The organism is [Pseudomonas] carboxydohydrogena (assembly GCF_029030725.1).
GTDB classification, from domain to species: domain Bacteria; phylum Pseudomonadota; class Alphaproteobacteria; order Rhizobiales; family Xanthobacteraceae; genus Afipia; species Afipia carboxydohydrogena.
This window is the reverse complement of record NZ_CP113162.1, coordinates 1,626,759-1,646,388: the sequence shown is the minus strand read 5'-3', so window position 1 is coordinate 1,646,388 and position 19,630 is coordinate 1,626,759. Positions and strand designations below refer to the sequence as shown.

The window sequence follows — 19,630 nt, the reverse complement described above, 5'->3', positions numbered from 1 at the left end:
CCAGATCCTGCCCTTAGCGGTATGAGACAGCCTTGGCGGCGGCGACAACTTCCTCCACCGTCGGCAATGCGAGCTTTTCGAGATTGGCGGCGTAAGGCATCGGCACGTCCTTGCCCGATACGCGCACGACCGGCGCATCGAGATAATCGAACGCATGCTCCATCAGCCGCGCGGCGATTTCGGAGCCGACGCCGGACTGCTGCCAGCCTTCCTCAACGACGACAGCGCGCCCGGTCTTCTTCACAGACGCGATCAGCGTTTCGGTGTCCATGGGGCGGATGGTGCGAAGATCAATGACTTCGGCCTCGATGCCTTCCTTGGCGAGTTCTTCGGCCGCCTTCAGCGTCCACGTCATCGCATGCGACCACGCGATCAGCGTGACATGCTCACCGGCGCGGGCGATGCGCGCCTTGCCGATCGGCAAGACATAATCGTCGAGCTTCGGTACTTCGAAGCTCTGGCCGTAGAGAATTTCATGCTCAAGGAAGATCACCGGGTTCGGATCGCGGATCGCCGCTTTCAAGAGACCCTTGGCATCGGCCGCCGTGTACGGCGCGATCACCTTGAGGCCCGGAATCTGCGAGTACCACGCCGCGTAATCCTGGCTGTGCTGGGCGGCAACGCGCGCCGCCGAGCCGTTCGGGCCACGGAACACGATCGAACAGCCCATCTGCCCGCCTGACATATAGAGCGTCTTGGCGGCGGAGTTGACGATCTGGTCCATCGCCTGCATGGCGAAGTTGAAGGTCATGAATTCGACGATGGGCTTGAGGCCCGCCATCGCCGCGCCGACGCCGACGCCCGCAAAGCCATGCTCGGTGATCGGCGTATCGATCACGCGCCGCGCGGAGAATTCCTGCAAAATGCCCTGCGTGATCTTGTAGGCGCCCTGATACTCGGCGACCTCCTCGCCCATGATGAAGACGTCTTCATCGCGGCGCATTTCCTCGGCGATGGCATCGCGCAGCGCGTCGCGCACTGTCATCGTCACCATCTCGGTGCCTGCCGGAATATCGGGATCGGGTGCGGCCTGCGCGGCAGGTGCCGCGGGAGCAGCATCAGCCTTCGGCACCGCAGGAGCAGCCGCTGCGGCCGGAGCCGGAGCAGCATCCGCCTTCGGTGCGGGCGCGGCAGACGCCTTGCCGAGATCGGCGGCGCTTTCGCCATCGGCCAGAATGGTGGCGATCGGCGTGTTCACCGCGACATCGGCGGTGCCTTCCGGCACGAGGATCTTGCCGAGCGTGCCTTCGTCGGTCGCCTCGACTTCCATCGTCGCCTTGTCGGTCTCGATCTCGGCGATGACGTCACCGGACTTGATGGCGTCACCCTCTTTCTTCAGCCACTTGGCGAGGTTGCCCTTCTCCATCGTGGGCGACAGCGCGGGCATCAATACTTGAATCGGCATGGTCGGTTGCTCGCGCTTAACGGTAAATGTCGGTGTAGAGTTCGGACACGTCCGGCTCCGGATCGTGCTGGGCGAAGTCGGCGGCCTCGTTGACGATCTCGCGCACTTCCGCGTCGATCTTCTTTAATTCCGCCTCATCGACCTTGGCGTCGAGCAGACGCTTGCGCACCTGCTCGATCGGGTCCTGATCGTGACGGACCTTCTCGACCTCCTCGCGCGTGCGATACTTCGCGGGATCGGACATCGAGTGACCGCGATAGCGGTAGGTCTGCATTTCGAGGATGTAAGGGCCCTTGCCGTCGCGGCACCAGGCCGCTGCACGTTCCGCCGCCGCCTTCACCGCGCGCACGTCCATGCCATCGACCTGCTCGCCCGGAATGTTGAAGGCGATGCCGCGCTTGGAGAAATCGGTCTGCGCGGAGGAGCGCGTCACCGAGGTGCCCATCGCATAACGATTGTTCTCGATCACATAAATGATCGGCAGCTTCCACAACTCGGCCATGTTGAAGCTCTCGTAGACCTGGCCCTGGTTCGCCGCGCCGTCGCCGAAATAAGCGACGCTGATATTGCCGTTGTTGCGGTAGCGGTTGGCGAAGGCCAATCCGGTGCCGAGCGGCACCTGTGCGCCGACGATGCCGTGACCGCCGTAGAAGTGCTTCTCCTTGCTGAACATGTGCATGGAGCCGCCCTTGCCCTTGGAGTAGCCGTGGCGGCGTCCGGTCAGTTCCGCCATCACGCCCTTGGGGTCCATGCCGGTCGCCAGCATGTGGCCGTGGTCGCGATAACCGGTGATGATCTGGTCGCCCTGCTTCAGCACCATCTGGATGCCGGTGACGACAGCTTCCTGCCCGATATAGAGATGGCAGAAGCCGCCGATCGCGCCCATGCCGTAAAGCTGTCCCGCCTTTTCCTCGAAGCGGCGGATCAGAAGCATGTCACGCAGCGCGACAAGTTCCTGCTCCTTGGTGAATTCCAGTTTGGCGGCACCAGCCGACGTGCCTTTGGTCGCGGCTGCCGAAGGTTTTCCAGGGGGCATGAGATGTCCGGATAAGAGAGGCGATGAATCCTCTCTACTCCAACTCCGATCCGCGTGGAAGGATCGCGTAACGCCACAGGAATACAAAAGATTTTGCAGCGCAGCGACTTGAAACTTATGGCATCGCGCGCGAGCGTTTTTGAAATTTGTGTTTCCTGTTTCGTAATCGGGTCACATCGCGGCGGTACCGTTGCCTGTGCGGACACAGGCCGCCCCTCCTACACTTCGACGGGAACGGCTCTGCTTCAAGAGCGCTTCGATTCCCGCCACGAAGCGCCAACCCAACCGGCTTCTCCGCCGTTGGGCAGGTTCTCCCTTGACCAGTCCTATTTCATGAACGGATTGCGGAAGCCTCCGCTGTTTCCACCGCCCGGCGCCGTCCGTTGCGGGAATGTTTGTTCGAGATAATTGAGGACGATTTCACGATCCTTAGCCTCGAGTTCAGGCATGCCATGCCGTGCGATCATCAGGTTGATCGATTCATCCCATTGGCGGCGATTCATGCCTTGCTGAGCCACGAGTTTGAAGCCGTGGCAGGCCGTGCACGTATAAAAGGTTTCTTCGCGGCCAGAGCCTGCCGGATAATCCTCCGGCGCTTCCTCCGTTTGTGCCGCAGCCATGGTAGCCGCGGCGATACTGACGACAACAGCGAGACCAATCCGCCGCGCAAGACGCGCGGCGGACATAGTCATGGTGAAATGACGAGGCTTCGACATCAGCCGACCAGCACTGCGACACGGTGCATGGCATTGCCGCCGTAGCCTTGCGGATTCCAGACTCCCGCGAGATGCGGCTGCATCACGCCTCTGGAATCCGTGCCTCTCGTCCAGATCTCGTAATAGCCGTCGCTTGGCAGCTTGACGGTCGCGGTCCAGCGCTGCCAATCATACTTGTTCTTCGGCTTGCCGACCTTTGCCTTGGTCCACGTCGCACCGAAATCGGTGGAGACATCGACCTCCTGCACCGTCAGGTCACCGGCCCAGGCCGCGCCGCGCAGCTTGACCTCCTTGGTGCCTGCGGCGAGCTTGGCACCGTTTGCCGGACTGGTGATGATCGAGCGCACCGGCATCGACTCCAGAATCCTGAAGTTCTTCGGGTCGCCCTTGTCGCCGGGAATCATCGGCTTGATCGGCACCCGGTAGGAAAAGCCGGTCATGCCCGGCCCGTCATGCTCCTTGTCGCGAAGCGTGATGCGGTTGAGCCATTTCGCCGAGAGCGAACCCGGCCATCCGGCAATGAAAAGCCGCAACGGGCCGCCGTTGATGTTGGGAAGCGGATCACCATTGATCTGCCAGACGATCAGATTGTTTTCGTCCATCAGCTTCTTGACCGGGACACCTCGCGACACCGTCGCTTTGCTGGCATCGCCGGACAAATGCTGATCGCTGCCGTAATGCGCCGAGAACACCGCCGAGGGCTTGAGGCCCGCGCTCTTGAGAACGTCGGCAAGCCGGACGCCGGTCCATTCCGGACAACCCGCGCCACCATTGGTCCACTGATTGCCGCGCGCTTGCGGCGTGAAAAACGAACGGCCATTGCCGCCGCATTCCAGCACCATGCGTCGCGTGACCGGCTTGTATTTCGATTTCAGTTCACCGAGCGTCAGCGTCAGCTTCTTGTTGACCTCGCCGTCGATCACGAACGACCATTTGTCCGGATCTTTCGCCTCCTCCGGCGTCTGTCCGTTGTTGCGCACGAACAGTTTGTTGGTCGGCGTCGTATCGTCATCGAGTTGATCTTCCGGCGTTTCCGCGACCAGAGGCCGGTCGCCAAGCACCACGAGCTTGTCGCTCTTGCCGGGGAAGCTGAGATATTGCGGCCCCTTAGGCGCCGCGGGTGCAGCGCCCGCAGGCGGAGTCGCCGGCGGGGTCGATTGCGCGAATGCTGCCGGAATCAAACCGCCTGGCATGTTGGCGGCAAACGGAATGGCTCCCCCAACCGCCGCGCCCATGGCGGCAAGACCCGCGCCACCTAAAAAGCCGCGACGTCCCATGTCGGTCTTGCGGCCGAAAACATTCGCATCCGCTCTTTCCGGGTCGTCCTGATAAAGTTCGTCGATCGAACGTTCGCGCGCGTACTCCTTGACCTGCTTCATGGCCGCTCTCCCTGTCGTTGGTTTCGCTCCCGAAACCGACTAGCCGGCACTCGCGTCCCGAGTGCCGTTATGCTGCCTGAAGCGTATGGTGGAGAAAATTATCCTGCAACGCGACGAATAGCGCGCCAAACTCACGCTCCTGCGCGTTCAATAATGAACGAGGAGGAATACTAAAAAGCATGAGCAAAGGGCCACGGGAGAGACGCCCTCATCCAGCGCCCGTCCCGCGTGGCGTACGATATTCCAATCTCAGCGATTGAGGAGGCGAACCAGATCGCGCGGATTTCCGTACTCGAGCTGGTAGCGCGCCTCCTCGTCGAGCATGTCCGGATCGACACGATCGGAGCGCAGCAGCGCGACGTGTTTCTCTTCATCGGCGCGCTGGGCCTTGAGCCGGGCCAGTTCCGTCGTCAGCGCGGCGGCTTCCTTTTCCAGTTCGACGCGCGCGTTGAGGCCGTAACGGCCGGTATAGGCGTTGACGCCGAAATAGGTGATGAACCCGGCCGCGATCGCATAGAGCGCGAGGCCGGTCAGGATCGCCTTGAATCGTGCGCGAGAAACCATCCGCGCACGATGCCCCGGCAGGGTTAATGCCGCGCTAATACCTCAACCCGCGAGGGCTTTCTTTTGCTGTTCAACGAACGCGGCGAACGCCTCGCCATACTGGTGCAACACCTTGCCGAAGCTCTCGCTCGTGACTTCGCCCTGTTCGTTGAACGAGTTCCCGACATGAGTCAGGTAGATTTCCGGCTGACCAAGGATCGGCCCGGTGATGCCCGGCAATGAGCGCTTCAACTCCATCGCCGCGCTGACGCCGCCAAGCGGGCCCGGCGAGTTGCCGATGATGCCGACAGGCTTGCCACGAAACGCGCTCTGCCCCGAGGGACGCGACGCGATGTCGATGGCGTTCCGGAGCACACCGGAAATCGAGCGGTTGTATTCCGGCGTCACGAAGATCACCGCGTCCGACGCCTTGATCTTGTCGCGGAACGCCAGCCAGTCGGCAGGCGGATTGGCTTCAAGGTCCTGATTGAAGAACGACAGGCCATGCAGGGTCGCCACGTTCAGCTTTAGCGAGGCCGGAGCCGTCTTCGCCAGGGCGTTGGCAATCTTGAGGCTGAAGGATTCCTTGCGAAGGCTTCCGACGATGACCAGAACTTGATGGGGCATGGCAAATCCTTGAGGCAATGAGGCGGTTGGGTGCTACTGCGTGCACCTTACCCCGCGGCCACAGAAACATGCAAGTGCATGAATCTGCGGCGGCGGCACTCACGTCATCAAGTTGTTATGCGCCGATCTTCGCGGACAGCTTCAAGCCAGCGCGCGAAGCGCCGCGCGGCCCGCATAAACCGCCTGATTGTCGAGTTGCTGCTCGATGCGCAGGAGTTGGTTGTACTTCGCGGTACGATCCGAGCGCGCGAGCGAGCCGGTCTTGATCTGCCCGCAATTGGTGGCAACCGCGAGATCGGCGATGGTGGAGTCCTCCGTCTCGCCGGAGCGATGCGACATCACGGCGGTGTAGGCCGCCTTGTGCGCCATCTCCACGGCGGCGAGGGTTTCCGTCAGCGTGCCGATCTGGTTGACCTTGACGAGGATCGAGTTGCCGATCCCCTTCTTGATGCCATCGGCCAGCCGTGTGACGTTGGTGACGAACAGGTCGTCGCCGACAAGCTGGACCTTGCCGCCGATCAGATCGGTCAGTTCCTTCCAGCCTTCCATATCGTCCTCGGCCATGCCGTCCTCGATCGAGACGATCGGATAGCGGCCGGTGAGGTCGGCGAGGTACTTCGCCTGTTCGGACCGCGAGCGGGTTTTCTTCTCGCCTTCATAGACATACTTGCCGTCCTTGAAGAACTCGGTCGAGGCGCAGTCCAGCGCCAGCATCACGTCGCTGCCTGCCTTGTAGCCCGCCTTGCCGATGGCGCTCATGACGAAGTCGAGTGCTGCATCCGCAGACGGCAAGTTCGGCGCGAAGCCGCCCTCGTCGCCGACATTGGTGTTGTGGCCGGCCTTCTTCAGTTCGCCGCGCAGGGTGTGGAAAATCTCCGCGCCGCAGCGCAGGGCTTCGGCGAAGCTCGCCGCGCCCACCGGCATCACCATGATTTCCTGAAAGTCGATCGGATTGTCGGCATGCACGCCGCCGTTGACGATGTTCATCATCGGCACAGGGAGGGTGCGCGCCGAGGTGCCGCCGACATAACGATAGAGCGGCATTCCGAGCGATTCCGCCGCCGCTTTCGCGACCGCCAGCGACACGCCGAGAATGGCATTCGCGCCGAGGCGCTTCTTGTTCGGCGTGCCGTCGAGCGCGATCATCGCGTTGTCGATCTGCACCTGCTGCTCGGCTTCCATGCCGCCGATGGCGTCGAAGATCTCGCCGTTGACGGCCTCGACCGCCTTCTGCACGCCCTTGCCGAGATAGCGGCCCTTGTCGCCGTCGCGCAGTTCCACCGCCTCATGGGCGCCGGTCGAAGCGCCCGACGGCACGGCGGCGCGGCCCATCGAGCCATCCTCCAGAACCACATCGACCTCGACCGTCGGATTGCCACGGCTGTCCAGGATTTCGCGGCCAATAATATCGACGATGGCAGTCATGAGCGCCTCTTTGGAATTGGGGGTGGAAACAGGATGGCTGCCTTCTACAGCAAGGATTCCGGCGGGAAAAGCCGCATGGACGCATGGCCCGATGAATGACCGATGACGGGCGGCTTCAATTTCGCTATCACCTCCGCCATGGAGAAAAAAATGTCACGAAAGCCGCGCAAAACCTCTGCAAAGGCCCTGCTCCAGCTCGGGCGGCCGGTGGCCCCTCCCGCATCCCCAGATGAGGCGAAACTGGATCGCGTGCCCAACCCGCACCCCGGCACGGGATATCTCGTGCGCTTCGCCGCTCCCGAATTCACCAGCCTGTGCCCGATCACCGGCCAGCCCGACTTCGCGCATCTCGTGATCGACTACGTGCCCGGCGACTGGCTGGTGGAATCGAAGGCGCTGAAACTCTACCTCGCGAGCTTCCGCAACCACGGCGCGTTCCACGAGGACTGCACGGTCGCGATCGGCAAACGCCTCGTGCGCGAGATCAAGCCGCAATGGCTGCGCATCGGCGGCTACTGGTATCCGCGCGGCGGGATTCCCATCGACGTGTTCTGGCAGACCGGCAAGCTGCCGAAAAACATCTGGGTGCCGGAGCAAGGCGTGCCGCCGTATCGCGGGCGGGGTTAGTTACGACGCCTTCTTCGCCACCTGATCGAACGCCATAAGCGTCTTAAGAAGCCCCTCGAAGTCCTTGAGCGGCACCATGTTCGGCCCATCGGACGGCGCGTGGTCAGGATCGGGATGGGTCTCGATGAACACGCCGGCGACGCCGACCGCCACCGCTGCGCGCGCCAGCACCGGCACGAACTCGCGCTCTCCGCCCGATGATGTACCCTGCCCGCCCGGCTGCTGCACCGAATGCGTCGCATCGAAGATCACCGGCGCGCCGGTGGTGCGCGCGAGGATCGGCAGCGCGCGCATGTCGGAGACCAGCGTGTTGTAGCCGAACGATGCGCCGCGCTCGGTCACCAGCACGTTGGCGTTGCCGCCGCTGGTGATCTTCGCGACCACGTTTTTCATATCCCAAGGGGCCAGGAACTGGCCCTTCTTGACGTTGACGACCTTGCCGGTCGCAGCCGCCGCGAGCAGCAGGTCGGTCTGACGGCACAGGAACGCGGGGATTTGCAACACGTCCACCGCCTGCGCGACGTCTGCGCATTGCGCGGCCTCATGCACGTCGGTCAGCACCGGCAGGCCGAGGCTGTCGCGGATTTCGGCGAATATCGGCAGCGCCTTCGCGATCCCGATGCCGCGCTCGGCGGATGCACTGGTGCGGTTGGCCTTGTCGAAGGAGGTTTTGAAAACGAGACCGATCTTCAGTCTTGCCGCGATCTCCTTCAGCGCGGAAGCCACTTCGAGCGCATGCGCACGGCTCTCAAGCTGGCACGGCCCCGCGATGACCGCGATCGGCAGATCGTTGCCGAAGGTGACGTTGCCGACCGATACGGTTTTTGAAGCTGAAACCAAGGGGATGCTCCGCGTTGAGGCCCCCTTTTGCCGGGAGCGCGGGCCAAGATCAAGGCGATCCGGATACTTTCACCCCGTCAGGCTTATCGCGTTTCCTCGAAAATCAGCGTCGCGCCGAATGCATTCTCCGGCACAATCACCACGCGCCCCACCCTGCGCTGATGCGCGATGCCGCCTGCATTCAGGCGCGCTTCCAGAGCCGCGAGATCGCGCACATTGAGCCGCAGGCCGGACAATTCCGCGCCCTCGCCCGCCATCGTTTTCGTCACGCCGAACTGATCGCGGAAGCTCGGCGCTTCCATGATGTCGAGATCGCCGTGCGGCGTCACCGATTTCACACCGATGGAATTGGAATGCAGCAGCCGCACACCGGTGAAGGCGGAGAGGAACACATGATGGTCGGTCGGATTGTCGGCGACCATCACCACACCGCCAATGCCAATCGTTCCGTTCTCATGCGCCTGACGTGTCGAATTCCAGAAGTTTTGTGGAAAACGATGCTGGCAAACGGCGAAGCCCGCATGGGGCGACAGCTCATCGCGCGCGAACGCCAGCGAGAACGCGACTTTCACCGGCTTGCCGTCCGCGCCCGCACCTTCGCGCTCGAAATCGAACACCGCAAACCCGCCGATGCCCGCGTCGTCGAACAGCTTCGCATCGGCGCGCGCGTCGGTGCTGGCCAGTAGCACCATGCTGATCCCCTCGCGCGTTTTCAAAAAATCGCGCTGGAAGGCACCGAACGAAAACTGTCCCGGCGCAAAAGGCACGATCTTCTCCGGCTCCGCGACTTCGAGAAGCTCGATGAAGAAACCGGGCATTTGAATAATGCGGTTATGCGTGCCCCACGGATGGCGATTGCGTCCGCCGACCTGAAAGCCAGCGCGCGCGTAAAACTCCGCCGCCGCGTCGAGATCGCGCACGGCATGAACGACATGGTCGAGACCGCGCGGCCGCGACCATGTCTGCGTCGGCATGGTCGGACGGTCGTTCACTTCACCGAGGAGTAGGATGTCGGCGTAAGAAACGAGCTTGCGATGTTGGAAACGATCTGGCCGTCCTTCTCGGTCTCGGCGCGCTCCCTGATCCATTCGGGGTCGGACTGGAAGGCATTCCATTTCGTCTCGCGCTCGGCGAGCGAATCCCATTCCAGCAGATAGGTCAGTTCGTGATTGGACGGGCCGACGAGCGTGGTGAAGAACCCGGCCTGCTTGATGCCGTGCTTTTCCCAGATCTTCAGCGTTTTGGTCTCGAAACGCTTCGACAGCGCAGGCAAACGGCCCGGCAGACAGGTATAAACGCGCAACTCATAAATCTTCGACATGGCAAACCCCGGATTTCGATGGCGGCTTTATAGCGGCTCGCCGCGTTTCTGTCTGCGCCTCGCGCAGCCGATTTCCCTCCGCCATTCGTTGGTCTTTTGAAATCGCGTCAGCCCGCGAAGCGGTCCGTCGCCAGCTTGAGATCGAGTATCTCTTTTTCGTTGAGCCAACGGATGTCTTTCGTCGCCGACATCGCTTGCAGGATGGACGGCGATATGCCCATCTTCGTCATGTAGGCGAGAATGATGCCCGTGGTCTTTTGCGTATCGGCGACCACATCGCGGCCGAAATCCGCACTTTGCGGCGCGTCGGTGGTGAACTGGTGCACGCCGAGCGCGGAGCCGGGAAAGGCTTCGCGGACCACGCCGCCAGCGAAAACCAATACGCAGGCACTGGCGCAATAGGACGCGCGCACGCGCCCTTCTCCGTCGAGCGTGCCGACCATCGTGGTCAGGCCGCGCGCGCGGACGACCTCGCCCATGATAAGGCCCTGATCGAGACGCCCGCCCGGAGACGACAGCAGCACCACATCGCCGGACGCGAGTTTGGCTTCGTCCAGCCGCTCGCGAAACCAGCTCGCCGCGGCGGCCCCGATCGGACCCCTGACCGCGAGCACGCGCCGCGCGCGTCCGTTCACCTGCACTTCGCCGGTCGAGGACGACAGCGACGGCGAAACGAAGCGATCCTTCCAGTAGGCCCATGCCGCGGGTTGCGACAACTCCTGCCACGCCTGACCGCCCCACAGCGCGAGGATGAGAACCGCGAACAGGATCGAGGACAGCGACGCGCGACCGAACCAGCGGCGGGTTGGGCCTGACGGCGCATCGCCGAGGTTCGGTTCAGATGCTTCGGCGGCGGGTTGTCCCCATGGTCCGCCCGCATCCCTTGGCGACAGACCGGGAGGTTTGATCTTCGGAATCATGAGCGGTCCAGAGCGTCGGCCGGAGACATCCGGCGACCATTAATCTGGCGACGGTGGCGGTCAAATGGAAGTGCGGCCGATCACACCAGACGGCTCTGCACCACCGCCGCCTCGATGAAGGAGGAGAACAGCGGATGCGGGTCGAGCGGGCGCGACTTCAATTCGGGATGGAATTGAACACCGATGAACCACGGGTGATCCTCGTATTCGACGATCTCCGGCAGCACACCGTCCGGCGACATGCCGGAGAAACGCAGGCCGTGCTGCTCGAGGCGGTCCTTATAGGCGGTGTTGACCTCGTAGCGGTGGCGATGGCGCTCCGAAATCTCGGTCGCGCCGCCATAGACCTGCGAGACGCGGCTGCCCTTGCGCAGCGCCGCCGGAAAAGCGCCGAGCCGCATGGTGCCGCCAAGATCGCCCGCCTTGCTGCGCTTCTCCAGCTCATTACCGCGCAGCCATTCGGTCATCAGACCGACCAGCGGCTCTTTCGTCTCGCCGAACTCGGTGGAGTTGGCGTCCTTGATGCCGACGAGATTGCGCGCGGCCTCGATCACCGCCATCTGCATGCCGAAGCAGATGCCGAAATACGGCACGCGGCGCTCACGCGCGAACTGCACCGCCTTGATCTTGCCCTCCGCGCCGCGCTGGCCGAAGCCGCCCGGCACGAGGATGCCGTTGACGTGTTCGAGGAACGGCGCGGGGTCCTCTCGCTCGAACACCTCGCTCTCGATCCAGTCGAGATTGACCTTCACCTTGTTGGCGATGCCGCCATGCGACAGCGCCTCCATCAGAGATTTATAGGCGTCCTTCATGCCGGTGTACTTGCCGACCACGGCAATCGTCACCTGACCTTCCGGATTGCGCACGCGCTCGTTGATTTCGTGCCACGGCGCAAGCGCCGGCGGCTGCTTCGGCTCGATGCCGAACGCCGCCAGTACCTCGTCGTCGAGACCGGCTGCATGATAAGCCTCCGGCACGGCATAGATGTTGTCGACGTCGCGCGCCTCGATCACGGCGCTTTCACGCACGTTGCAGAACAGGCCGAGCTTGCGGCGCTCCTCCTTCGGGATTTCCCGGTCGGTGCGGCACAGCAGAATGTCCGGCTGGATGCCGATCGAGCGCAGTTCCTTCACCGAATGCTGGGTCGGCTTGGTCTTGAGTTCGCCCGCGCTCGGGATGTACGGCAGCAGCGTGAGGTGGATGTAGATCACGTCGCCGCGCGGCAGATCGTTCTTGATCTGGCGGATCGCCTCGAAGAACGGCAGGCCCTCGATGTCGCCCACCGTGCCGCCGACCTCGCAGAGCACGAAGTCGTAACCCTCGTTGCCGGTGACGACGAAATCCTTGATGGCGTTGGTGACGTGCGGGATCACCTGCACGGTCGCGCCGAGATAGTCGCCACGGCGCTCCTTGGCGAGAATGTCCTGATAGATGCGGCCTGTGGTGATGTTGTCGGCCTTGGTCGCCGGACGGCCCGTGAATCGCTCGTAGTGGCCGAGATCGAGGTCGGTCTCCGCGCCATCGTCGGTGACGAACACCTCGCCGTGCTGATACGGCGACATCGTGCCGGGATCGACATTGAGGTAGGGATCGAGCTTGCGAAGGCGGACCTTGTAGCCTCGCGACTGCAAGACAGCGCCGAGCGCCGCCGATGCCAGTCCTTTTCCGAGCGAGGAAACCACGCCGCCGGTGATGAAAATGTACCGCGCCATGGGAGCCTACCTTTATCGCCACGGGCGAGATTCGCAAAACGAATCGCCCTTCCCCCCGGAAAAAATCATTCCCTGTGGGTTACGTTGAATTTTAAACAAACACAGCCAGTTGGCGGCCATCGCTCAAGCGCGACAGCAGCACCGCCGGGGATGTGTCCACCGGTTTGGTCGAACCCTTACTTGGACTGCGGCGCCTGCGGAGCGGCCGGCTCTGCGGGCTTGAGCGAATCCAGAAGGTTCTTTTCCGGTGCCGGCGAGCCCGATTGCGACACCGGCGCGGGATTGATCAGCGACTTCGGCCGGTTGTCGTAACCGGCCAGCCAGGACAGAAACAGGCTGGTGATGAAGAAGCCCGCCGCCAGAATCGCGGTGGTCCGGGTCAGAAGATTCGTGGTGCCCCGGCTCGACATGAAACCGCCGCCACCGCCGCCGCCGATGCCAAGGCCGCCGCCTTCCGAGCGCTGCAACAGCACGACGCCGATCAGCGCGGCGACAATGATGAGATGGATGACGATGACGACGGTCTGCATAGTGTCTTTCCGGCACAAACAATCGCGCCCGGCGAGCCGGATACGCCAATGTCTGAGGGGTTGAGGTTGGCGCGTCTGTACACGATCGGAGCGGCGAACGCCACCCCGCCGCGCCCTGCTCTATCTGGGAACTGCCGCCGCGATCGCAAGGAAATCGGCCGCTTTCAGGCTCGCTCCCCCGATCAGGCCTCCATTGACGTCGGCCAAAGCGAGAATTTCGGCGGCGTTGCCGGGCTTCAGAGACCCGCCATAAAGCACCCGCACGCCTGCGCCGTCCGCCTTGAACCTCTCCGTCAGATTCTTGCGGATAAAGGTATGGATTTGCTCGATATCTTCCGATGTCGGGGTCAGTCCGGTTCCGATCGCCCAGACCGGCTCGTAGGCCACCACCAGATTGGCCGAGGTAGCCCCGTCCGGAATGGAGCCTGCCAACTGGCCGCCCACAACGTCCATGGCCCGTCCGGCGTCGCGCTCGGCGCGGGTTTCGCCGACGCAGACAATGGCGACGAGCCCCGCGCGCCAGGCCGCCTCCGCCTTCGCCCGCACCACGGCATCGCTTTCACCGTGGTCCGCCCGGCGCTCCGAATGCCCCACGATGACGTAGGTGGCACCGGCATCCTTCAGCATTTCGGCGGCAATATCGCCGGTATGGGCACCCGACGCCTCGGCGTGGCAGTCCTGTCCCCCGATGGCGAGTTGCGATCCTTTGGCGCGGGCGGCGAACCCCGCCACCAGCGTAGCGGGCGGGCAGATCAGCAGATCCGCGTTCCCCTTGCCGGCGGCTCCCGAACCCAGGATCGCATCCAGCTCCGCCACAGACCCTTGCAGGCCGTTCATTTTCCAGTTTCCCGCAATCAGCGGTCGGATCGTCCCCGGCATTCCTCGCCCATCCCCTTCATTGTTGTTCCTTTTCGCTAGCAGAGGGCCTGCCCCCGCGCCACCCGCCGCCGCGCCTTATCCAGCACTCCCCGGCCCGGCTGCTGGCCCGCGCCGGTTGCCCCCGCCGGAGCGGCGTTTTATACGAGACGGAACAATGCGGTGAGGGCCTTCGGCCCGGTCTGTTCCGCTTCCTCCTACAAATGTGGTGTCATGCTCCGAGGGATACGAAACGTCACGTCGAACCGGGTCGGCAAGGCGATCATGAGCGTGCTGTTCGGCATCCTCATCGTCAGCTTCGCCGTCTGGGGCATCGCCGACATCTTCAAGGGCTCGACGCAGACGACGCTCGCAACGGTCGGCAGCACCGATATTCCGCTGGAGCAATTCCGCTCGGCCTATACCGACAAGCTGCAACAGATCAGCCGCCAGATCCGCCGGCCGCTCACGCCCATCCAGGGCCGTGCCTTCGGCATCGACCGCCAGTTGCTGCAACAGACCATCGCCGAGGCGGCGCTCGACGAGGAAGCCCGCCGCATGGGCCTTCGGATGTCGGATGCCGAGATCGTGCACACCATCTCGACCGATCCGACCTTCGCCGGGCCGAACGGCAAGTTCGACCCCGCCCGCTTCGCCATGGCGATGCGCGATTACAGCTACACCGAGCAGCGCTATATCGCGGAGCAGCGCCGCCTCACCCTGCGGCGTGAGTTGATCGGGAGCATCGTCGCGGGCGCCGAGCCCTCCAAAGCCCAGATCGAGGCGATCAGCCGTTTCCAGGACGAACAGCGCACCGTCGACTATGCCAAGCTCGGCCCCGATCAGGCCGGCACCATCGAGACGCCACCGCAGGACGCGCTCAACACCTATTTCGAAGCCCACAAGGCTCAGTTCCGCGCGCCGGAATACCGCAAGGTGGTCTATCTCACGCTCTCGCCCGACGAACTCGCCAAGAAGGTCGTGGTGTCCGATGACGATGCGCGCAAAATTTACGACAGCCGCCGCGGCGACTACGTGAAGCCGGATCGTCGCGAGGTGCAGCAGATCGCCTTCCAGAGCGAGGACGCCGCCAAGGCTGCGCGCGCCAAGATCGCGGGCGGCATGTCGTTCGATGATCTCGCCAAGGAGATGAAGCTGACATCCGGCGACACAAACCTCGGCCTCGTCAGCGAGAAGAGCCTCGGCGATCCCATCATCGCCAGGGCCGCGTTCGCGCTGCCGCTCAACGAAGTCAGCGAGCCGGTGAAGGGCGCGCTTGCCACCGTGCTGCTCAAGGTCACGAAGATCGAGCCCGGCTCGACGGAGGCCTTCGAGAAAGTCGCGCCCGCCATCAAGAAGGAAATCGCCGAGCAGCGCGTGCGCGCCGACTTCGACAAGATGCGCAACGCCGTCGAGGACGAGCGCAGCGGCGGCGCCAGCATCGCGGAAGCCGCGCAAAAGAACGGCCTCGAAGCGACAACGGTCGATGTCGATCGCTCCGGCCGCACGCCGGACGGCAAGGAAGCGCCCCTGCCGAAAGGCGTCGATCTCATCACGGCGGCGTTCGGCAGCGATGTCGGCGTCGATAACGATCCCCTCACCTTCCCCGGCGGCGAAGTCTGGTTCGACGTGCTCGGCGTCACCCCCTCGCGCGATCGCACGCTCGATGAGGTCAAGGATCAGGTCACCGCGCGCTGGCGCGACGAGCAGGTCGCCACGCGCCTGCGCGCCAAGGCCAAGGAGCTTGTCGAGAAGATCAACAAGGGTGGCGTGTTCGCGACCGAAGTGAAGGCCGCCGGACTGACCGCGCAGACCTCTGCCCCGTTCAAGCGCGAGGACAAGGTCAACGGTCTGCCGGATATCGTCGTCGATACGGCCTTCCGGACAGCGAAGGGCAGCGCAGCGATGGCGGAGAACACGCCCGCCAGCAGCGGCGTGGTCGTGTTGCAGGTCGCCAATGTCACCACACCGGCAATCGATCTCAATTCGGACGAATCCAAAAAGATGAAGGAAGGTCTCGCGCAGAACCTCAGCGACGAGCAGATCGGGCAATACATCACCCATCTGGAAACCACCCTCGGCGTGAAGGTGAACGAGAACGCATTCGCGATCGCGACCGGCGCGACCGGCAACCAGTGACCGGCCTCGCCATGCGCGATTTCAAATCGATCCTCGCCAAACTCGCGGACGGCAAAGCGCTCGCGCGCGAGGAAGCCGTGGCTGCATTCGACTACCTGATGTCCGGCGAGGCCACGCCATCGCAGATCGCCGGCGCGCTGATGGCGATGCGGGTGCGCGGCGAAACCGTGGACGAGATCACGGGTGCCGTGTCGGCCATGCGCGCCAGGATGCTGCGCGTGACCGCCCCCGCAGACGCGGTGGACGTGGTCGGCACCGGCGGCGACGGCGCGGGATCGGTCAATGTCTCGACCTGCGCGGCATTCATCGTCGCGGGCGCGGGCGTACCCGTCGCCAAGCACGGCAACCGCGCGATGTCGTCGAAATCCGGCGCGGCCGATGTGCTGGCCGCGCTCGGCGTCAATATTGACCTCTCGCCCGAACAGGTCGGCGCCTGCATCGCCAAGGCGGGCATCGGATTCATGTTCGCGCCCGCGCATCACCCCGCGATCCGCCATGTCGGCCCGACCCGGGTGGAACTCGGCACCCGCACGATCTTCAATTTGCTGGGTCCGCTCGCCAATCCGGCGGACGTGACGCGGCAGATGATCGGCGTGTTCGCCAGGCATTGGGTCGAGCCTGTGGCGCAGGTTCTGAAGAATCTCGGCGCGACCTCCGCCTGGGTGGTGCACGGCTCGGACGGGCTCGACGAGATCACCCTCACCGGCCCGACTTACGTGGCCGAACTGGCCGATGGCGCGATCCGTTCATTTGAAGTCTCACCTGAAGACGGCGGTCTTTCCATCGTGAAAAACGCCGACCTCCAGGGTGGCGACGCCACCGCCAACGCGGCGGCGCTCGACGCCGTGCTCAAGGGCGCGCAGAACCATTATCGCGATGTCGCCCTGCTCAACGCCGGTGCGGCGCTTGTCGTCGCGGGCAAGGCGAAACACCTCAAGGAAGGTGTTGCGCTCGGCATCAAGTCGCTCGACAGTGGGGCCGCGTCCCAAAAACTCGCGCAACTCGTCGCCGTGTCCCGTGCTTGAGGTGGATCAACCCTTGTCCGACATCCTGCAAAAGATCGAACGCTACAAGCGCGAGGAAATCGCAGCCGCCAAGGCCGCGCGCCCGCAGGCCGAGATCGAGGCGGCGGCACGGCGCGCCGCGCCCGCGCGGGGTTTCGCCAAGGCAATCGAAAATACGATCGCGCGCGGAAATTACGCGCTGATCGCCGAGATCAAGAAAGCCTCGCCGTCCAAGGGACTGATCCGCGCCGATTTCGATCCGCCCGCGCTCGCGCGCGCCTACGAGGCAGGCGGCGCGACCTGCCTGTCGGTGCTCACCGACACGCCATCTTTCCAGGGTCATCTCGATTTCATGGTCGCCGCGCGCGAGGCGGTTTCCCTGCCGGTGCTGCGCAAGGACTTCATGTACGACACCTATCAGGTGATGGAAGCGCGCGCGCACGGCGCGGACTGCATCCTCATCATCATGGCGGCGCTCGACGATGCCACCGCGCGCGACATCGAAACTGCGGCCTTCGATGTCGGCATGGACGTGCTGCTCGAAGTTCACAATCAGGATGAACTCGAACGCGCGTTGAAGCTGCGCTCGAAGCTCCTCGGCATCAACAATCGCAATCTGCGCACTTTCGAGACGACGCTCGCCACCAGCGAGGCGCTTGCCGCCATGGCGCCGAAGGATCGCATCATGGTCGGCGAGAGCGGCATCTTCACGCCCGCCGATATCGCCCGCCTCGCCCGCGTCGGCATCTCGACCTTCCTCGTCGGCGAAAGCCTGATGCGGCAGGCCGACGTCACCTCGGCGACCCGCACCCTGCTCGCGAAGGCTTCATGAGACCATGACCAAGCTCACCCATATCGACGCCAAGGGCGAAGCACATATGGTCGATGTGTCCGCGAAGGACGCGACCGAGCGCGTGGCGGTGGCGGAAGGTTTTGTGGTGATGAGCGTGGAAACGCTCAAGCTCATCGTCGAGGGCAACGCCAGGAAGGGCGACGTGCTCGGCACCGCGCGCGTCGCCGGAATCATGGCGGCCAAACGCACCTCCGACCTCATTCCGCTGTGTCATCCGCTGGCGCTGTCCAAAGTCACGCTCGACATCGTACCCGACGACAAGCTGCCCGGCTGCCGCGTCGAGGCGAGCGTCAAGGTGAAAGGCCCGACCGGCGTGGAGATGGAAGCGCTGACCGCTGTATCGGTCGCCTGCCTCACTGTGTACGACATGATCAAGGCGGTCGAGCGCGGCGTTCATATCGAAGGCATCCGCCTTCTCGAAAAAAGCGGCGGCAAGTCCGGCGTTTACAAACATCAGAAATAACACGGACGCTTCATCATGGCGCTGATGCCCGTCGCCGACGCACTGAACTCCATCCTCGATGGCATACAGCCTCTGCCTGCGGAGAACGTCGCGCTCGACGATGCGCTTCATCGCACGCTGGCCCGCGATGTCGCCGCCCGCCGCACCCAGCCGCCCGCGCCGATGTCGGCGATGGACGGCTACGCGGTGCGCACCCAGGATGCGCTTGCGGGCGCGCGCCTCACAGTGACCGGCGAGAGCGCCGCCGGGCGTCCATGCAATCTCTCGGTCGGCCAAGGCGAAGCGATCCGGATTTTCACCGGCGGCGTGGTGCCAAATGGAGCCGACACCATCGCCATTCAGGAGGACGTCGTCCGCGAGGGCAATGTCATCACCCTGTCGGAAGCCGTGCCCGTGCCGCGCCATGTCCGCAAGGCGGGCCTCGATTTCCATGAAGGCGATATACTGCTCAAGCGCGGCACCCGGCTGTCCGATCGCGACTTGTCGCTCGCCGCATCGATGAACCACCCGACGCTGCCGGTGCATCGCAAGCCGAAGATCGCGATCGTCGCCACCGGCGACGAACTGGTGATGCCGGGCATGGAGCCGAATCCGGGGCAGATCATCTACTCCAACGCCTATGCGATTAACGCGCTGGTCCGTAACAGCGGCGCTGAAACAATCAATCTTGGCATCGCGCGTGATACGCTGGACGACACCCGCGCCGCCATCCGCCGCGCCGAGGCGCTGGGCGCCGACATTATCATCACCACCGGCGGCGCGTCGGTCGGGGAGCACGATCTCGTCAAGCCATCGTTCGAGGCCGAAGGCATCGACATCAAATTCTGGAAGATCGCGCTGCGCCCCGGCAAGCCGATGATGCACGGCCGCAAGGGAGCGATGAGCGTGATCGGCCTGCCCGGCAATCCGTCATCGTCCTACGTGTGCTCGTTCGTGTTCGTGGTGCCGCTGATCCGCGCCCTGTTGGGTCGCGCGCATGTCGCCCATTGCGTCGAAACCGCCATCCTCGGCCACGACCTGCCCGCCAATGATCATCGTCAGGAATACATGCGGGCGCGGATCGAGATCAACGGCAACGGCGTCGCCGTCGCGACAACCGTCGATCATCAGGACAGTTCGCTGCTGAACAATCTGTCGGCCGCTGACGTTCTGCTGATCCGGCCGCCGCTGGCGCCTCCCGCACCGGCGGGCGCGCGCTGCGACATCATCCGGCTGCCCAGCTGAAAAGCGGAGAG

At 63.8% G+C, this 19,630-nt stretch carries 20 protein-coding genes; 6 read left to right on the top strand and 14 right to left on the bottom strand.

Annotation, left to right across the window (positions count from 1 at the left end):
- Positions 1-13: 13 nt before the first annotated feature.
- The 7 genes from AFIC_RS08125 to eno form a co-directional block, all read right to left on the bottom strand.
- Positions 14-1,405 carry a pyruvate dehydrogenase complex E1 component subunit beta gene (locus AFIC_RS08125; protein ID WP_275245755.1) on the bottom strand — a complete coding sequence of 464 codons (1,392 nt, stop codon included), beginning with the start codon at positions 1,403-1,405 and terminating at the stop codon, positions 14-16.
- Between the two features lie 16 nt (positions 1,406-1,421).
- A complete protein-coding gene (pdhA, locus tag AFIC_RS08120) occupies positions 1,422-2,441 on the bottom strand; it encodes a pyruvate dehydrogenase (acetyl-transferring) E1 component subunit alpha (RefSeq protein WP_275245754.1) in 1,020 nt (339 codons plus the stop codon).
- A 326-nt stretch (positions 2,442-2,767) separates the two neighbouring features.
- Positions 2,768-3,157 carry a hypothetical protein gene (locus AFIC_RS08115; RefSeq protein ID WP_275245753.1) on the bottom strand — a complete coding sequence of 130 codons (390 nt, stop codon included), beginning with the start codon at positions 3,155-3,157 and terminating at the stop codon, positions 2,768-2,770.
- Complete coding sequence (locus AFIC_RS08110) at positions 3,157-4,536, bottom strand: sulfite oxidase (protein WP_275245752.1); 1,380 nt, start codon at positions 4,534-4,536, stop codon at positions 3,157-3,159. Before AFIC_RS08110 ends, AFIC_RS08115 begins: the two co-directional genes overlap by 1 nt.
- A gap of 249 nt (positions 4,537-4,785) precedes the next feature.
- Positions 4,786-5,100, bottom strand: coding sequence for an FtsB family cell division protein (locus AFIC_RS08105; RefSeq protein ID WP_275245751.1), 315 nt, complete (start codon positions 5,098-5,100; stop codon positions 4,786-4,788).
- Between the two features lie 42 nt (positions 5,101-5,142).
- Positions 5,143-5,706 (bottom strand): NADPH-dependent FMN reductase, encoded by a 564-nt coding sequence (locus AFIC_RS08100; protein WP_275245750.1) that lies wholly within the window; start codon positions 5,704-5,706, stop codon positions 5,143-5,145.
- A 141-nt stretch (positions 5,707-5,847) separates the two neighbouring features.
- Positions 5,848-7,131 (bottom strand): phosphopyruvate hydratase, encoded by a 1,284-nt coding sequence (gene eno, locus AFIC_RS08095; protein ID WP_275245749.1) that lies wholly within the window; start codon positions 7,129-7,131, stop codon positions 5,848-5,850.
- Positions 7,132-7,281: 150 nt separating this feature from the next.
- Between eno and queF the strand changes: the two genes are divergently transcribed.
- Complete coding sequence (gene queF, locus AFIC_RS08090) at positions 7,282-7,758, top strand: preQ(1) synthase (RefSeq protein ID WP_275245748.1); 477 nt, start codon at positions 7,282-7,284, stop codon at positions 7,756-7,758.
- On the opposite strand, the gene kdsA is transcribed toward queF, so the two are convergent.
- From kdsA to tpiA, 7 genes are all read right to left on the bottom strand, one after another.
- Entirely contained in the window at positions 7,759-8,598 is an 840-nt protein-coding gene (gene kdsA / locus AFIC_RS08085; RefSeq protein ID WP_275245747.1) for a 3-deoxy-8-phosphooctulonate synthase, read from the bottom strand.
- A gap of 83 nt (positions 8,599-8,681) precedes the next feature.
- Positions 8,682-9,572, bottom strand: coding sequence for a VOC family protein (locus AFIC_RS08080; protein ID WP_275245746.1), 891 nt, complete (start codon positions 9,570-9,572; stop codon positions 8,682-8,684).
- A 14-nt stretch (positions 9,573-9,586) separates the two neighbouring features.
- The gene (locus AFIC_RS08075; protein ID WP_275245745.1) at positions 9,587-9,919 is read right to left on the bottom strand and encodes an NIPSNAP family protein; all 333 of its coding nucleotides are present in this window, start codon (positions 9,917-9,919) and stop codon (positions 9,587-9,589) included.
- Between the two features lie 107 nt (positions 9,920-10,026).
- The gene (locus AFIC_RS08070) at positions 10,027-10,839 is read right to left on the bottom strand and encodes a COG3904 family protein (protein ID WP_275248601.1); all 813 of its coding nucleotides are present in this window, start codon (positions 10,837-10,839) and stop codon (positions 10,027-10,029) included.
- A gap of 80 nt (positions 10,840-10,919) precedes the next feature.
- Positions 10,920-12,551 (bottom strand): CTP synthase, encoded by a 1,632-nt coding sequence (locus AFIC_RS08065; RefSeq protein ID WP_275248600.1) that lies wholly within the window; start codon positions 12,549-12,551, stop codon positions 10,920-10,922.
- 176 nt (positions 12,552-12,727) lie between these two features.
- Positions 12,728-13,081, bottom strand: a complete 354-nt coding sequence (gene secG, locus AFIC_RS08060; RefSeq protein ID WP_275248599.1) for a preprotein translocase subunit SecG — start codon at positions 13,079-13,081, stop codon at positions 12,728-12,730.
- 120 nt (positions 13,082-13,201) lie between these two features.
- Entirely contained in the window at positions 13,202-13,960 is a 759-nt protein-coding gene (gene tpiA / locus AFIC_RS08055) for a triose-phosphate isomerase (RefSeq protein WP_275248598.1), read from the bottom strand.
- A 210-nt stretch (positions 13,961-14,170) separates the two neighbouring features.
- Here tpiA and AFIC_RS08050 point away from each other — a divergent pair, with 210 nt between their 5' ends.
- The 5 genes from AFIC_RS08050 to AFIC_RS08030 are packed head-to-tail and all read left to right on the top strand — an operon-like array spanning position 14,171 to position 19,619.
- Positions 14,171-16,075: a peptidylprolyl isomerase gene (locus tag AFIC_RS08050; RefSeq protein WP_275248597.1), complete on the top strand. Its 1,905-nt coding sequence runs from the start codon at positions 14,171-14,173 to the stop codon at positions 16,073-16,075.
- A gap of 11 nt (positions 16,076-16,086) precedes the next feature.
- Positions 16,087-17,100, top strand: coding sequence for an anthranilate phosphoribosyltransferase (trpD, locus tag AFIC_RS08045; RefSeq protein ID WP_275248596.1), 1,014 nt, complete (start codon positions 16,087-16,089; stop codon positions 17,098-17,100).
- A 13-nt stretch (positions 17,101-17,113) separates the two neighbouring features.
- On the top strand, positions 17,114-17,911 hold the full coding sequence (gene trpC / locus AFIC_RS08040; RefSeq protein WP_275248595.1) for an indole-3-glycerol phosphate synthase TrpC: 798 nt from the start codon (positions 17,114-17,116) through the stop codon (positions 17,909-17,911).
- Positions 17,912-17,915: 4 nt separating this feature from the next.
- Positions 17,916-18,395 (top strand): cyclic pyranopterin monophosphate synthase MoaC, encoded by a 480-nt coding sequence (gene moaC, locus AFIC_RS08035; RefSeq protein WP_275248594.1) that lies wholly within the window; start codon positions 17,916-17,918, stop codon positions 18,393-18,395.
- 15 nt (positions 18,396-18,410) lie between these two features.
- Positions 18,411-19,619, top strand: coding sequence for a molybdopterin molybdotransferase MoeA (locus AFIC_RS08030; protein WP_275248592.1), 1,209 nt, complete (start codon positions 18,411-18,413; stop codon positions 19,617-19,619).
- Positions 19,620-19,630 lie beyond the last annotated feature (11 nt).

Excerpts from the sequence above, each read along its gene's own strand:
- AFIC_RS08100 (WP_275245750.1), bottom strand. The coding sequence starts at position 5,706 with ATGCCCCATCAAGTTCTGGTCATCGTCGGAAGCCTTCGCAAGGAATCC.
- AFIC_RS08075 (WP_275245745.1), bottom strand. The coding sequence starts at position 9,919 with ATGTCGAAGATTTATGAGTTGCGCGTTTATACCTGTCTGCCGGGCCGT.
- AFIC_RS08125 (WP_275245755.1), bottom strand. The coding sequence starts at position 1,405 with ATGCCGATTCAAGTATTGATGCCCGCGCTGTCGCCCACGATGGAGAAG.
- eno (WP_275245749.1), bottom strand. The coding sequence starts at position 7,131 with ATGACTGCCATCGTCGATATTATTGGCCGCGAAATCCTGGACAGCCGT.
- pdhA (WP_275245754.1), bottom strand. The coding sequence starts at position 2,441 with ATGCCCCCTGGAAAACCTTCGGCAGCCGCGACCAAAGGCACGTCGGCT.
- AFIC_RS08110 (WP_275245752.1), bottom strand. The coding sequence starts at position 4,536 with ATGAAGCAGGTCAAGGAGTACGCGCGCGAACGTTCGATCGACGAACTT.
- AFIC_RS08030 (WP_275248592.1), top strand. The coding sequence starts at position 18,411 with ATGGCGCTGATGCCCGTCGCCGACGCACTGAACTCCATCCTCGATGGC.
- tpiA (WP_275248598.1), bottom strand. The coding sequence starts at position 13,960 with ATGCCGGGGACGATCCGACCGCTGATTGCGGGAAACTGGAAAATGAAC.
- AFIC_RS08065 (WP_275248600.1), bottom strand. The coding sequence starts at position 12,551 with ATGGCGCGGTACATTTTCATCACCGGCGGCGTGGTTTCCTCGCTCGGA.
- AFIC_RS08050 (WP_275248597.1), top strand. The coding sequence starts at position 14,171 with ATGCTCCGAGGGATACGAAACGTCACGTCGAACCGGGTCGGCAAGGCG.
- AFIC_RS08070 (WP_275248601.1), bottom strand. The coding sequence starts at position 10,839 with ATGATTCCGAAGATCAAACCTCCCGGTCTGTCGCCAAGGGATGCGGGC.
- AFIC_RS08080 (WP_275245746.1), bottom strand. The coding sequence starts at position 9,572 with ATGCCGACGCAGACATGGTCGCGGCCGCGCGGTCTCGACCATGTCGTT.
- secG (WP_275248599.1), bottom strand. The coding sequence starts at position 13,081 with ATGCAGACCGTCGTCATCGTCATCCATCTCATCATTGTCGCCGCGCTG.
- AFIC_RS08115 (WP_275245753.1), bottom strand. The coding sequence starts at position 3,157 with ATGTCGAAGCCTCGTCATTTCACCATGACTATGTCCGCCGCGCGTCTT.
- trpD (WP_275248596.1), top strand. The coding sequence starts at position 16,087 with ATGCGCGATTTCAAATCGATCCTCGCCAAACTCGCGGACGGCAAAGCG.
- AFIC_RS08105 (WP_275245751.1), bottom strand. The coding sequence starts at position 5,100 with ATGGTTTCTCGCGCACGATTCAAGGCGATCCTGACCGGCCTCGCGCTC.
- moaC (WP_275248594.1), top strand. The coding sequence starts at position 17,916 with ATGACCAAGCTCACCCATATCGACGCCAAGGGCGAAGCACATATGGTC.
- queF (WP_275245748.1), top strand. The coding sequence starts at position 7,282 with ATGTCACGAAAGCCGCGCAAAACCTCTGCAAAGGCCCTGCTCCAGCTC.